The organism is Streptomyces sp. NBC_00873 (assembly GCF_045207415.1).
GTDB lineage: Bacteria > Actinomycetota > Actinomycetes > Streptomycetales > Streptomycetaceae > Streptomyces.
The window spans coordinates 5,573,811-5,587,807 of sequence record NZ_CP108803.1 but is presented as its reverse complement, the minus strand read 5'-3'; the positions used below and the strand labels follow the sequence as shown (position 1 = coordinate 5,587,807).

Here is a 13,997-nt window from a genome sequence, read left to right as displayed (position 1 = left end):
TCCCTTGCAGTCCGCCCCGGGACCCGAGCCATGCAAGGAGCAGCACCCAGATGTCGTACGAGCCCCCGCACGTCGAACCGTCGCGCCGACCCCCGTACGACCCCGATCTCCTTCTCCCCTGGCAGAGTTCACCGCCCGCGCCCCCACCCCGCCGTCCGACGCCGGTACGCACGCCCATGCCCGCTCCCGGACGGCACAGCGATCTGCGCCGGCTGCGCACCGCGTACCGGGCGCTGCGGCGGGTCGCGACCCTGACCGCGCTCGGCTACTTCACGCTCTTCCTGGTGCTGTCCGGCTTCGCGCCCGGGCTGATGTCCCGTCCGGTCGCCGGCGGACTCAACGTCGGCCTGGCGCTCGGTCTGTGCCAGCTCCCGGTGACCCTGCTCGCGATCGCCCTGTACGAGCGGACCGCACGGCGCACGGTCGACCCGCTCGCCGCCGCACTCCGTAGAACAGGAGCGGCCCGATGAACGGGATCGACGAGTCGGCGCAGGCGATGTCCCTCGTGGCGTTCATCGCGGTCGCCTCCGTCACTCTGCTGTTCTGTGTGATGACCGGCCCCGACCACGACGACCTCGCCGAGTTCTACACCGGCTACCACTCGCTCTCCCCCGTCCGCAACGGCCTCGCCATCGCGGGGGACTACCTCTCCGCGGCGACCGTCTTCGGCGCCAGCGGACTCGTCGCCCTCACCGGCTACGACGGGCTCGTGGTGGGCCTGAGCACCTCGCTCTCACTCGTCCTTCTGATGTTCCTGCTCGCCGAACCGCTGCGCAACGCCGGCCGGTTCACCATGGGCGACGTGTTCGCCCGCCGCGCCCCCGGCCGCGCGATCCGGATCACCACCTGCGGCGTCACCCTCGCCGCCCTGCTGCCACTGATGGTCGTTCAGCTCGCCGGCAGCGGCGATCTGATGGCCTTCATCCTGGGATTCGACAGTTCCGGCTTCCGTACCGGTTCGATCATCGCGCTCGGGATCATGATGATCAGTTACGCGGCGATCGGCGGGATGAAGGGGACCGCCCTGATCCAGATCGTCAAGACGGTCTTTCTCGTCGTCGCCTGTCTCACCATCTCCGCACTGGTCATGAACCACTTCGACTGGTCCGTCGCCGCGCTGCTCGCGTCCGCCCAGCGGGGCAGCGGTGCCGGGGCCGCCTATCTTCAGTCGGGGCTCCAGTTCGGCGGCAGCGGCCTCGACATGGTCAGCTCCGAACTGACCCTGGTGCTCGGCGCCGCCGCACTGCCGCACGTCACCATGCGGATGACGGGCGCCCGCAGCGCGCGGGCCGTCCGCCGCTCGATGTCCTGGGCGGTCTCCGTGGTCGTCGGGATCTCACTGCTGCTCACCGTGATCGGTTTCGGTGCGGCCGCGCTGGTCGGCCACGACCTCATCGTCGCCGCCGGGGCACAGGGCAACGGTTCGGTGCTCCAGGTCAGCGGTGTGGTCGCGGGCAGCGGGAAGATCGGTGCACTGGTGCTCACGGCGATGACGACGGCGATCTTCCTGACCCTGCTCGCCTCGGTCGCCGGAATGATCCTGGCCTGTGCGAACTCGCTGGCCCACGACCTGTTCGTCCACGGGATGCGTGACGGGAGCAGGCAGCAGGTCGCGGACCGGACCGAGATGGGCGCCGCGCAGGCCGCGGCGGTCGGCGTCGGGCTGCTCGCCATCGTCCTCGCCGTGGCGGCCCGGCACTGGAACCTCCAGGCGCTGGTGACGCTCTCCTTCTGCGTCGGAGCGTCGGCGCTCGCCCCGGCGCTCGTCTACAGCATGTTCTGGCGTCGCTTCACCCGAACCGGACTGCTCTGCACCCTCATCGGCGGCACCGTCGCCGTGCTGGTGCTGATCACCGGCACCAATCTGGTCTCGGGGTCGCCCGGGTCGGTCTTCCCCGGGCACGACTTCAACTGGTTCCCGTTCACCACGACCGGCCTCGTCTCGATCCCGGCCGGATTCCTGGCGGGCTGGCTGGGCACGGTGCTGCCCCGGCGGACCTCCGCCGAGGCGCGCCGACGGTACGAGGTGGAGGAGCCGTGGATCCTCGCGGGCGCGCCGCCGGCGACGGGGCGCCGCTGACCAACGCCGCGGCCGCCACGGCGCCACATCCTGACGCTCCTTCAGCAGGTCGTCGGTTGTCACATGGAGTGCTGTCGCGAGGGTGTCCAGGTTGTTCGTCACACAACGATCTTGGACGCCCTCGTTCTCACCTCCGCACATGCCCCCTGGGGATCATCTACGGCGTCACGCGGGGTTCGCCCACTCCTTGCGAAGCATCCCGAAGAGCACGCGGTCGTAGCGTTCCCCCTCCACCAGTACCGCCGACCGGCGGCGGCCTTCTTCACGGAAGCCCAGCCTGGTGAAGGCGCGCACGGCGCGCTCGTTGCCGCTCCAGGTGTCCAGCTCCAGGCGACTCAGGCAGTACGCGCCGAACAGGTGGCCGACGAGCAGCCGCAGCGCGTCACTGCCATGGCCGCAACCCCAGAACTCCCGCTCGCCGATGGTGACTCCCAGCGTGGCCACTCCGGCGTACGGGTCCAGGTCCCGGTAGTCGGCCATACCTATCACCCTTCCGCCTGCCAGATCCTCGACCGTGAACACGGCCGACTCCCTCGGGCTCAGACGCAGCATGGTGTCGAAGCCGAGCCCGATCGCCTCCGCCGTGACCGGGCCGAAACACGGGTCACCGGCCGCGGCCCAGCGCACCACCTCCGGGTCGTTGCGCCACCGAAGATGATGCTCCGCGTCTTCGGAGTCCAGCGCACGCAGCCTTACCAACTTCCCTTCGAACATTGCGCAACCTTAATCGATCGCAGCAATCACTCAAGGCTGGCAGCGAATGCGCGGATGCCCTCGGCATACCTACGTCACTCGCTGCCGCGGCCGCAGTGAACCCCTTGGAATTGATCACCTAGGGATGCGAAGTGCTACGAAGCCATGAATCGACTGGTAACCCCAGTTATCAGCAACTCATTTCCGCACAGCATCAGTTGGTGAAGCGTGACACTCCACCCACACGGTCTTCCCGACGGGAGCGCGAGGAACCGAGCCCCACCGGCTGGCAAGGGCCGACGAGGAACAGCCCATGCCGCCGTGCCGAGTCCCACCAGGCCACCGTGTCCGGACCGGCCGGGGCCCGGTCGGGAGCGGTGCTTCGGTGTCACCGGGGGCTCGTCTCCGAGGGGCCGGTGAGTCACGGACCTCCCCAAAGGACTTGGGGAAAGAACCACCTACCCTCCCTCCCCTCCCAACTCGTCACCCGCACGGGTGACTTGGTTGCATATGCGGGGCGGGGCCGGTTACGTTCGCCGCGACAACCTCACAGATGAAGACGGCCCCCGGCCGGGACGGCAATCCCGATCGAGGGCCTGACCAACCAGGAAGTAGTCCCTTCCCGATGGCTGATTCGCAGTCTAACGCGCGCCCGCGCGCCGAAGCCGGAGCTCCGACCTCCGGCGTGATCCATGTACGCACGCGCCTCACCGCCCACTTCACCGTGATCGCCAACGCCCTTGCGCAGCGCCCCGGAAGCGCGGTCACGGTCGGCGTCGCCGCGTACATCCTCTCATTGCCGGACGGCGCCCGCGTGAGCGTCGCCGCACTGTGTGCGCACTTCACCGAGGGCGAGATCCTGATCTCGCGGGCGCTCCGGGAGCTGGAGGGCGCCGGCTATCTGGAACGCCGCCGCGTGCGCGGGGCCAACGGCCTGATCCACACCCGGACATACTTCTACGACGTGCCCGGCCAGGGAGACCGGCCCACCCCGCCGCCACGTCCCCGAAAGCCTTCGACGGCGGAGGAGATGCCCGCGCCGTCCGTGGCGGGCACGCCCGCCACGGACGCCGAAGCCGGATCCGCGTCCACGGGCGACGCCCAAGCCGCCCCCGCAACCGCCCCTGGGGATGGGTCTGCCCCTGAGTCCGGGGCAAGCACCGCCGCCGCTGCCGCGTCCAGCGCTCCTGAGAGCGTCGAGGCCGGATGCGGAACTGCCGCCCCGGACAGTGCCGTTGCCCCTCCCCCGCTCTCTCTCGACGATGCCGATCCGCAAGCCGTCGTCATCCTCGCCTCGCTGCGTATCGTCAACCCGAGGCTGATCCTGTCCCGGCGCGAAGTGGCCGAACTCGCCCCTGCCGTCACCGAGTGGCTCGCACGGGGCGTGGGCGCCGAGGAGATCACCCGGGCGCTCACCCTTGATCTCCCCGACCCGCTCCGGGCCCGCCCGTCCCGCATCCTGGCCTACCGGCTCGGAGAACAGCCCATCGCCGTACCCGCCACGTCCCATCCGGCCACACCGCCGGACCGGCCGAATGCCCTGCCCTGGCAGACCTGTGAGGGCGGCTGCGAGCGCGCCTTCCGCGCCGCCCGGCCCGGCAGTTGCCGCGAGTGCCGCGACTGCGACGGCTCACCCGACATTGACGAGAGCACGAGAGCCGAGTCCATCGGCACCATGCGCGCGGCACTGCGCGGCGCGAAGGACAGGCAGGCCGCCTGAACCGCCTCCGGAGGCATGCGGATCAGTTCGCCGCAGGTGCCACACGCCCGGTGAGCGCCGCGAGCGAGTTCCGTACGTGCGCCATGTGCGCCTGCACCTCCTCGCGGCCCTCCTCGTGCTCCCGCAGGATCCGCTCGGTCTCCCGGACCACCCGCTCCTCGCGCACCCTGGCCGCCGCGATCAGCTCGGCGGCCTGCGCCTCGGCGTCCTCCTGGCCGTGCCGCGCCGTCTCCTCGGTCTCCGCCAGGGTCCGGCGCGCCTCGGCCAGCCGGGCCTCCGCCCGGTCGATCAGCTCGTCGTGCCGCGCGGCCTGGGCCGCTTCGGCATCCGCCAGTTCATGTTCGGCGGTCTTCCACCGCTCGGTGTGCTCGTGCTCCTGATTGGCCAGCACGCTCGCGGTACGGCTGCGGGTCTCCGCCATCGCGGCCTCCGCCTGGTCGCGCGCCTCTTCGGCTTCCTTGCGGGCGGCGGCGAGCGTGGAGTCGGCGCTCCGCTGCGCGGCGGCCACCGTCTCGTCGGCGTGGGCCGCGGCTGCCGACCGGAGGGCGTCGGAGTCCGCGCGGGCGGAGTCGCGGAACGTGCGTGCCGTCGCGTCCGCCGCGTCCCGCAGCGCCTGCCCCTCCTCCTGCGCAGTGCTGCGTACGGTCTGCGCCTCCGCGTCGGCGAGCGCCAGGATCTCCTGGGCCCGCTCGCCGAGCGAGGCGTACGTCTGCGGGGCGAGCGTGGCGACGACCTCGGTCAGCCGCGCCGACTCGGCCTCCAGCTCCTGCGCCAGCGCGGTCAGCCGGGACACTCTCTCCCACGCCGCGTCCCGCTCCGCCGACAGATCGGCCGCTCTTCCGTCCACCTGCTCCGGGCGGTAGCCACGTCCTCGCACCACGACGAAGCCGTACGCGGACACCGGTGCAGCACTCATCCTTGAAGCCTCTCTCCGACTCTCCGACCACCAAGCAATACGTCAAGGATGCGGCAATTGACAGAGAAGTCCGAATCCATTCGGTGGTTTCCCGGAGGGAAGCGACAGGTGTCACATACAACAGAGCGCCCGGATCCCCTGGCGGGGTCCGGGCGCCTCGTGCTCGGCGGGTCGGGTCGGATCAGATCAGGCCGTCCCACATCTGCTCCAGCAGCACCGACCACCAGCTCTCCGGCGACGCGAGCGCCGCCGGGTCCAGTGCCACCAGCTGCGCCTGGAAGTCGACCGTCCAGCGGCCCGCCTGCTCCGGGTTGAGGCCGAAGCGGAGCCGCCACATCCGGCCGAGGAGCGCCATCGAGCGCGTGAACTCCGGCAGGCCGGTGTTCACGAACTGCGGCACCGGCTGCCCGCCGGGACCCGCCTCCACCGGCACGGCCACGATGTTCGCCGTGCCGTACTGGACACAGATCGCCCGTCCGAAGTCGGACCCCATGACGAGGTACGACCCCGCGTCGGTGGCCGGCTGAACCTGCCGCTGCACGGCCAGTTCGGCCAGTGTCGGCACCACCGGGTGACCGGGCTGCGCCCAGAAGAACGGCCCGAAGTCGGCGGGCAGCCCCGCCCACACCAGGGTCCGCGCCACGATCTCGGGCACGCCCTGGCGGGACACCGCGCGCTGGTCGAAACGGAGCACGCCCTGCGGCCCGAAGGCATGCAGCAGCTCCTCCGCGATGGCCTCGGGCGGGATCGGTACCGCGGGGGGCATCTGCGGCAGCGGGGCCCGCACCGGCGCCGGGCGCGCCGGACCGTCCGCGACCTGGTGCAGCTCGCCCTGGTGGGTGAGCAGATGCTGCATGCCCTGCTGGCGGCTGGCGTGATCGGTGCCGTACGGGGCGACGCTGGTGATCCGCACCTGCGGCCAGGTCTCCCGGATCATCCGCGCGCAGTAGCCACCTGGCAGCTCGCAGGACTCCAGCTCGGTGTGGAGCTCGATGACCTGCTGCGGCGGCACGTTCATGGCCCGCAGCTCGTGCAGCATCTGCCACTCGGGGTGCGGGGTGCCGGGCGCCGAGCGGCGGATCAGCTGCTGCTCGCTGCCGTCGGGCGCACGGAAGCGCAGCACGGCCTGGTAGCCGGGGCCGACGGTCGGCTGCCCCGTCGGCGCCTGCGGGTAGCCGTACGCCGGGGGCGGCGGGGTGTGCGGATTCGGCGGCACGGGACCGGGGGCGCCCCCCGGCGGCATGCCGGGGGCCCCGGGCGGACCGGGGGGGCCGACCTGGGCAGGTCCCGCGAGCATCGTGGCGGCATGGTGCGCGCCGCCACCGGGCGGCGGCGGAGTCGACCCGGGAGGTCCGGGCGGGGCGGGGGGCTGCGGGACACCGGGGGCACCGGGCGGGCCGGGGGGCCTGGGCGCGCTCGGGCCACCCATGCCCGGGTCGGCGAACATCGTCGCTGCCTGATGCACTCCGCCACCGGGCGGGGGCGGGGTGGATCCGGGAGGTCCGGGCGGACCGGGAGGCTGCGGGACACCGGGGGCACCGGGCGGGCCAGGGGGCCTGGGCGCGCTCGGGCCACCCATGCCCGGGTCGGCGAGCATGGTCGCCGCGTGGTCGAAGCCGCCACCGGGCGGCGGCGTCGACCCAGGAGGTCCGGGAGGTCCGGGAGGTGCGGGAGGTCCGGGCTGTCCAGGAGGTCCGGGAGGTGTGTGCTGTCCAGGAGGCCCGGGGGGCTGAGGTGCACCGGGCGGGCCGACCTGCGAGACGAGCTGCGTCGGCAGATACCCGCCCGCCGGGGCGCCGGGCACGCCCGGACCCGAGGGCGGCGGCACGGGCGCACCCGGCCTGGCGCCCGGCGTGCCGGGTGGGCCGGGCGGCGGCGGAGTGGTCGACCCGCCACCGCGCGCACCGCGCGGCGGCATCGTGGCCTTACTGGTGGCGGCGTCGGCTATGTCACCACTCCCGGGAGCCCCGGGGGCACCCGGCACGGGGGCGCCGGGACCGGGCGCACCCGAACCCTGTGGGTTCAGGCCGGGGACGATCGCCGTCCGGGGCAGCCGGCTGCCGCCCGACATCAGCGCGGTCGGCGCTTCCGCGGAGACCACCGGCGGCGGGGTGTCGTCGTCATCGGCCCCCGAGAGCGGCGGCGCGAACACGGTGGCCGGCAGCGCGACCGCCCGGTCGTCGGAGTCCGCGTTGGTGTCGGTCCCGGCCCACGGGGTGGCCCCGGTGGGCACGCTCGGCGAGGAGGCCGGAACGCCGTCGGGGGCAGTGGGCTCGTGCTCGTCCTGCGCGCCTGCGCCCTGCCACGACGGCCCGCCGGACGGCGTCCCGGAAGGGGCCGGCTGCCCAGGAACAGAAGGAGAGGAGAGAGCGGCAGGTACAGAAGAAGGGGAAGGCGCGGGGGGAGGGTTCCCGTCGCGCTCCGCCCGCCGGTCCGGGATCCCGAGCTTGTCCGCCGCTTCCTGGAGCCACTCCGGCGGACTCAGCAGGAATGACGTCTGGTTCAGGTCGACGCGCTCCGGCGCCGCCGCCGGGGGCGGGACCGCGGCGACCGCGCCGTACTCCTCCTCGTACCGCCGGATCACCTCGCCTACCGGCAGTCCGGGCCAGAGCGTCACCTCGCCGCTGTCGCGGGCGATCACCAGCCGCTGCCGGCCGCCGTCCGAGACGGGGCCGTCCGCGCGGTCCTCGGCCCACACCACGAAGCCCAGCTCGAACTCGCGGACCCGCACCTCGCGGTGCTGGTACGCGGGCACGTCTCCGTTGACCCACTCGTCCGCGCGCTCCTGCGCCTGCGCAAAGGTCACCATTGCGCTCACCCCTCCACCGGGACGGCCCGCGCGAAGCCGCCGTCCACCATCAGGTTCGCCACGGTCTCCAGCTCCGGCGGGTTGCCCGCCAGTCGCTGCAGGAAGGCGTCGAAGTCCGCACCGCAGGGCAGCAGCAGCCGGTCCACGCGCTCCTGCACGCTCCAGCCGTCCTGGTCCCGGGCATCGTCGTACGCGCAGAACCAGACCGAGCCGACGCCGTTGCCCCGGACCTTCACCGCGAGGATGCCGCCCTGCACGAAGCCGACGCCCAGGTAGTCCTTGGTGAGGTGGTCACGCAGACACTTGTTGACGTACACCAGGTCGTTCACCGCAGCCTCTTCGCGCACCGTGAAGAACGGCTGATCGACCAGGAGACCGAGCTCCGCGTCGAGCGCCGCACCGACCGGGGCCGAGCCGCCGGCCGCCTTCAGGAACGAGCGGTACGCGCCCGGCAGCCGGTAGCCGAGGTCCTCCTCGACGCCCTGGATCTGCTGCTCGCTGACCGCGACCGCGCCCTTCGGGAGCCGGAAGTGCGCGGGCCGGGTCTCCTGCAGCGGACGCGTGCCCCGCTTGTTCTGGTCGACCGGGGTGGTCGCGAGACCACCGTGGTGCCGGAGCAGTGCCTTGACCTCGACCGGGACGAGCTCCATCCGCCGGCCGCCCGGCACGTGGTGCCAGGTCCAGCCGTGCGGGGTGGCGACCGCCGGAATCGTGTCCCACAGTTCGTGGCCGCTCGCCGCCAGCGCCGCGTTGGCCGAGACGTAGTCGGTGAGCCGCAGCTCATCGACGCCGAAGCCCTGTGGGGGCTCGGCGATCTCGGCGGCGGCGCGCGCGTACGGCGCGAAGACCGGGCAGCCGTTCTCGTCCACGCGCACACCTCTGGGGTGGCGGGACGCCCGGACCGGGTCCGGGAAGTGCACGACCTGCCCGGCGTAGGCCGCGTTCGGTGGCGCGGCTTGCTGCCCGAGCCGACCTGTCGTCATGGCGGTTGCCCCCTGCTGCGTCTGTCTGGTGAGGACCGACCTGCCCACGGGGGCGGTCCAGGCACAGCCTATGCGGTGGCGCTACAGGGGGTCTCGCCCCTCCGCTTCTCTTCCGCCTTCCCCTCCGTTCGGTCACGAACCGTCACAACTGAGTGACGGACGAGCGTCGGTCGGGCCACTGTCCGCGACACGCAGACACGTTTCACCGACCCAGCTTCCCCACCGACTGGCACATTTGGCAGGCTGTCACCGCAACTCGGGGGCGCGCACATCGTGCAGCTGCCGCTGCGGGGCACGGGAGGGACATACGCACCATGCACACGGCACAATCAGTCACATCCGGGGATCCGCGCCTCAACTGGAGCAGCACCGGGACGAGCAGCACACCTCGTCTCCAGCACCGCCGCGACGGCATCCTGCCGGCCGTGGCCGCAGCGCTGTCCGTTCGCGGTGAGACGCTGACCTGCACGGCGGGCAAGGGCGACCAGCCGCCCGTACTGCACCCGTTGGTCCAGGACTTCCTCGACACGCTCACCAGCGGGCAGCGCGAACGCTTCACCGGCCGCTGCCCCGAGGCGATCCTGCTCTCGCGGCAGCTCACCGCCGCGGAGACCGGCCGGTCCAAGCGGGCCCAGCGCAAGCCGCTGACCAGCGGGGAGGCGCGGCGCGCACTGAAGCACTCGCGGCTGACCGCGCGTCGGATCCGCGAGGACGGCGACCCGATGCACGGCAGTTACGCGCCACCGTGCCGCTCCTGTACGGCGATGCTCGCCCATTTCGGCGTCCGTCCCGTCGACCTCACCACCACCAGCGCGGTGACCGCCGCCGAGAAGGGCTGATCGCGCGCCGATGCACGACCGAACCGACCTTCCCCAGCAGAGCGGCCGCGCGACGCATGCGGACCGCGCCTCCGCCACCCGCTTTCCCGTCGCCGTCGACGCCGCCCTGCGGACCGCGGGCTGGCAGCCGGGACGCTGGGACATCCGGCAGGCGGAGGAGTGGGCGGACGCGCTGCGCGCCCACACATCGCCGGCCGGACATCAGCACGCAGTGTTCCCGGCGGCGGTGGAGGCGTGGGCGGAGTTCGGCGGCCTGCGCATCGCCGCGCCCGCGCCGGGCCGGCAGATCGCACCGGCGTCGGTGCGGATCGATCCACTGAGCGGACTGCACCTGGCCCGCACCCTCGGTGACCTCGGGCGGGCGCTGCAGACCGAGGTCAGCCCGCTGGGCGAGGAGGGGGACGGGCAGGCGGTCCTCGCGATCGACGCCGAGGGGCGGGTGTACAGCATCGACCACACCGGGGACTGGTTCCTGGGCGCGGACATCGACCAGGCCCTGGCGACGCTGGTCGGCGGGTTCCAGCCGGAGCGTCTGACTTCGGGCTGAGCGGGTTCCGGGGCGGGGGCGGTGAGGCGGGCCGGGGCGTCCGGGGAACGCTCTGTCCTCAATCGCCGGACAGGCTCGAAAAGCCGGCCTGCACGGCCCGCAACCCTCGCAGGGTGAGCGCCGCGTCCTCATCGCCGGACGGGGTGAGACCGCAGGCGGGTTACGCGGCCCCGCGGGCCGCCGGGAGTACCGCCGACACCCGGAAGCCCCCCGCGTCCGTCGGGCCCGAGACGAATACGCCGCCCAGGCCCAGCACCCGCTCCCGCATCCCCACCAGGCCGTTGCCGCCGCTCGGCAGCCCCGCGTCCGTCGCGGCGCCGTCCGACGGGCCGTTCTCCACCTGCATCGCGACTTCCGAGCCCCGGTGCGCCAGCCGCACCCACGTCTTCGCGCCCGCCGCGTGCTTGTGGACGTTCGTCAGGGCCTCCTGCACCACCCGGTACGCCGTCTGTTCCACCTCGGGGGGGTATGCGCACGCCTCGCCGTCCACCGAGAGCTCCACCGTCATCCCGGCCGCGCGTGACTGCCCGACCAGCGTCTCCACCTCGTGCAGCCGCGGCCCGTCCTCCGTGGCGGCGGCGGCCGCAGCGGCCGCCGCCTCGCCCACCGCGGTCAGCGGAACCTTCGCGCCCCGGGTCACCGCCGGATCCCCCGTCCGCAGCACGCCGAGCATCTCCCGCAGTTCGGTCAGGGCCTGCCGGCCCATGTCGCCGACCAGCGCCGCGTTCCGTACCGCCTTCGCCGGGTCCTTCGGAGCGACGGCCTGCAGGGCGGCCGCATGCACCACCATCAGGCTGACGCGGTGCGCGACCACGTCGTGCATCTCGCGCGCGATCCGGGTCCGCTCCTCCGTGCGCGCCCACTCCGCCCGTTCCTCGGCCCGGTCGGCGAGCAGCGACAGTTCCCGTTCCAGTGAGTCCGCCCGCTCCCGCAGGCTCTCCATCAGCCGGCGCCGCGCCCCTATGTAGAGGCCGAACAGCACGGGCGGAGCCGTGAGACCCAGCGACATGAAGAGGGACGTCAGCGGTACGTACCATTGGCCCTGCCCGAAGTCCCCGGACTGCACGGAGACGCTCTGCCGCAGCCGTACGTACGTGACGATGAACGTCCCGACCAGCGACATTCCCATCAGCACCGCGGTGATCCGGCGCGGCACGTCGGACGCGGCCAGCGTGTAGAGGCCGACCAGGCCCATCAGGAAGCCCATCTCGGCAGGCGTCGTCGCCATCGCGACCAGCACCACGGCGATCGGCCAGCGCCGCCGCACCACCAGGACGGCCCCGGCGAGCAGGCCGAACACCACCCCGACGGGCACCGGCAGCCCGGTGTCCCCCGCGAACGCCACACCTTCCAGTGCGCATTCCAGCGCCGACAGGAGCGCCAGCCCCACGTCCAGGGCGACACTGCGCCGCCGTTCCCACCACCAATAGCCGCGAGTAGTTGTTCCTGCGCCTTCCCGGTATGCCCCCGTTGCGGTCATGGCATCCAGCCTACGGGCGGGCGCAGCTCATTTTCGGGCTACGCGGATCACAGCGCGCCTCGCCGGGGCGCGCTGAACCGTCGCGTCGAAGGCCGGTGGTACGGCATAGTGTTGTCAGCCCGGTCGACGGCCTGACGATCTGTCCAGTCGATCGGCTTCGCTGTCCCCTGTGGTGTAACGGCAGCACAGTGGCTTTTGGTGCCATTTGTCCGGGTTCGAATCCTGGCAGGGGAGCATGCACGGGCGGGCCCCGACCATGACGGTCGGGGCCCGCGTCCGTTTCGGCCAGTAGCTCCCCCGGTATCCTGCGGATGTCCACCATCCGAAGCCGAAGGGCACATCCGTGTGCGCCGGACCTCCTCAGGCCCAGGCGCCGCTCGATCAGGGGAGGCCCCAATGGCAGCCGTCATCGTCCTCGCAGCGGGTGAGGGCACCCGCATGAAGTCGAAGACCCCGAAGGTTCTGCACGAGATCTCCGGGCGCTCACTCGTCGGGCATGTCGTCACCGCCGCACGCGAGCTGAACCCCGAGCACCTCGTCGTGGTCGTCGGCCATGCGAGCGAGCAGGTCACCGCACACCTCGCCACCGTCGACAGCCAGGTGCGGACCGCCTACCAGGCCGTCCAGGGCGGGACCGGCCACGCCGTGCGCACCGCGCTCGAAGAACTCGGCGGCACCGTCGAGGGCACGGTGATCGTCGTCTGCGGCGACACCCCGCTGCTCTCCGGCGCGACGCTCACCGCGCTCGCCGCCGTCCACACCGCCGACGCGAACGCCGTCACCGTGCTGACCGCCGAGGTCCCGGACGCCACCGGCTACGGCAGGATCGTCCGCGACGCCGCGAGCGGCGCGGTCACCGAGATCGTCGAGCACAAGGACGCCACCGACGCGCAGCGCGCCATCCGCGAGATCAATTCCGGGGTCTTCGCGTTCGACGGACGGCTGCTCACGGACGCCCTCGGCAAGGTCCGCGCCAACAACAGCCAGGGCGAGGAGTACCTCACCGACGTGCTGTCCATCCTGCGTGAGGCCGGGCACCGCGTCGGCGCCTCCGTCACTGCCGACCACCGCGAGATCCTCGGGATCAACAACCGCGTCCAGCTCGCCCAGGCCCGCACCCTGCTGAACGAGCGGCTGCTGGAGCGGGCGATGCTCGCCGGCGTGACCGTCGTGGACCCGGCGACGACGCTGATCGACGCCACGGTGACGTTCGAGCAGGACGCGGTCGTGCATCCCGGCACCCAGTTGCTCGGGACCACCCACCTCGCCGAGGACGCCGAGGTCGGCCCGAACAGCCGGCTGACGGACACCACCGTCCACGCGGGCGCCCGCGTGGACAACACGGTCGCGGTCGGGGCGGAGATCGGCCCGGGCGCGACGGTCGGCCCGTACGCGTATCTGCGCCCCGGCACCACGCTCGGCCCGAAGGCCAAGGCCGGTACGTACGTGGAGATGAAGAACGCCACGATCGGCGAGGGCACGAAGGTGCCGCACCTGAGCTATGTCGGCGACGCGACCATCGGCGACCACACCAACATCGGCGCCGCCAGCGTCTTCGTGAACTACGACGGGGTGTCGAAGCACCACACGACGATCGGGTCACACTGCCGCACCGGGTCGGACAATATGTTTGTGGCACCTGTCACGGTCGGGGACGGCGTGTACACCGCCGCCGGCTCGGTCATCACCAAGGACGTGCCGCCCGGTTCACTGGCCGTCGCCCGTGGCCAGCAAAGGAATATCGCGGGCTGGGTGGCCCGTAAGCGTCCGGGCAGCGCCGCCGCACAGGCGGCTCGGGCCGCCGCGGCGGAGACCGACAGCGAAAGCTGACCGGAAACGGGTGCGCCGCGCACGGCGTACCGTGATAGATGCTCACCCCATTTCGGCTGGCTCGTTGCACATCGGGACATGCGTGCGGCGCCAGGAACAC

At 72.3% G+C, this 13,997-nt stretch carries 11 protein-coding genes and 1 tRNA gene; 7 read left to right on the top strand and 5 right to left on the bottom strand.

All coding sequences use genetic code 11. The annotated features are described in order from the left end of the window. Positions 1-50 precede the first annotated feature (50 nt). Both OH809_RS25940 and OH809_RS25935 read left to right on the top strand, forming a co-directional pair. The gene (locus tag OH809_RS25940) at positions 51-470 is read left to right on the top strand and encodes a DUF485 domain-containing protein (protein ID WP_406420256.1); all 420 of its coding nucleotides are present in this window, start codon (positions 51-53) and stop codon (positions 468-470) included. Further along, positions 467-2,080 carry a cation acetate symporter gene (locus tag OH809_RS25935; protein ID WP_406420257.1) on the top strand — a complete coding sequence of 538 codons (1,614 nt, stop codon included), beginning with the start codon at positions 467-469 and terminating at the stop codon, positions 2,078-2,080. The genes OH809_RS25940 and OH809_RS25935 overlap by 4 nt, the downstream gene beginning before the upstream one ends. Positions 2,081-2,245: 165 nt before the next feature. On the opposite strand, the gene OH809_RS25930 is transcribed toward OH809_RS25935, so the two are convergent. Then, complete coding sequence (locus OH809_RS25930; RefSeq protein WP_406420258.1) at positions 2,246-2,794, bottom strand: GNAT family N-acetyltransferase; 549 nt, start codon at positions 2,792-2,794, stop codon at positions 2,246-2,248. 604 nt (positions 2,795-3,398) lie between these two features. Between OH809_RS25930 and OH809_RS25925 the strand changes: the two genes are divergently transcribed. Next, on the top strand, positions 3,399-4,493 hold the full coding sequence (locus OH809_RS25925; protein WP_406420259.1) for a hypothetical protein: 1,095 nt from the start codon (positions 3,399-3,401) through the stop codon (positions 4,491-4,493). Between the two features lie 22 nt (positions 4,494-4,515). Here OH809_RS25925 and OH809_RS25920 read toward each other — a convergent pair whose 3' ends face one another. From OH809_RS25920 to OH809_RS25910, 3 genes are all read right to left on the bottom strand, one after another. Beyond that, on the bottom strand, positions 4,516-5,409 hold the full coding sequence (locus OH809_RS25920) for a cellulose-binding protein (protein WP_406420260.1): 894 nt from the start codon (positions 5,407-5,409) through the stop codon (positions 4,516-4,518). A gap of 181 nt (positions 5,410-5,590) precedes the next feature. After that, the gene (locus tag OH809_RS25915; RefSeq protein WP_406420261.1) at positions 5,591-8,218 is read right to left on the bottom strand and encodes an SUKH-4 family immunity protein; all 2,628 of its coding nucleotides are present in this window, start codon (positions 8,216-8,218) and stop codon (positions 5,591-5,593) included. A 5-nt stretch (positions 8,219-8,223) separates the two neighbouring features. After that, positions 8,224-9,201, bottom strand: a complete 978-nt coding sequence (locus OH809_RS25910; protein WP_406420262.1) for an SMI1/KNR4 family protein — start codon at positions 9,199-9,201, stop codon at positions 8,224-8,226. Positions 9,202-9,515: 314 nt separating this feature from the next. Between OH809_RS25910 and OH809_RS25905 the strand changes: the two genes are divergently transcribed. Then, entirely contained in the window at positions 9,516-10,040 is a 525-nt protein-coding gene (locus tag OH809_RS25905) for a YwqJ-related putative deaminase (protein ID WP_406420263.1), read from the top strand. 10 nt (positions 10,041-10,050) lie between these two features. Next, complete coding sequence (locus tag OH809_RS25900; protein ID WP_406515684.1) at positions 10,051-10,587, top strand: SUKH-3 domain-containing protein; 537 nt, start codon at positions 10,051-10,053, stop codon at positions 10,585-10,587. A gap of 160 nt (positions 10,588-10,747) precedes the next feature. On the opposite strand, the gene OH809_RS25895 is transcribed toward OH809_RS25900, so the two are convergent. Next, entirely contained in the window at positions 10,748-12,067 is a 1,320-nt protein-coding gene (locus tag OH809_RS25895; protein WP_406515683.1) for a sensor histidine kinase, read from the bottom strand. Between the two features lie 163 nt (positions 12,068-12,230). Between OH809_RS25895 and OH809_RS25890 the strand changes: the two genes are divergently transcribed. Further along, positions 12,231-12,301 (top strand) — tRNA-Gln (locus OH809_RS25890). Positions 12,302-12,463: 162 nt separating this feature from the next. Beyond that, on the top strand, positions 12,464-13,897 hold the full coding sequence (gene glmU, locus OH809_RS25885) for a bifunctional UDP-N-acetylglucosamine diphosphorylase/glucosamine-1-phosphate N-acetyltransferase GlmU (protein WP_406420266.1): 1,434 nt from the start codon (positions 12,464-12,466) through the stop codon (positions 13,895-13,897). Positions 13,898-13,997: the final 100 nt, after the last annotated feature.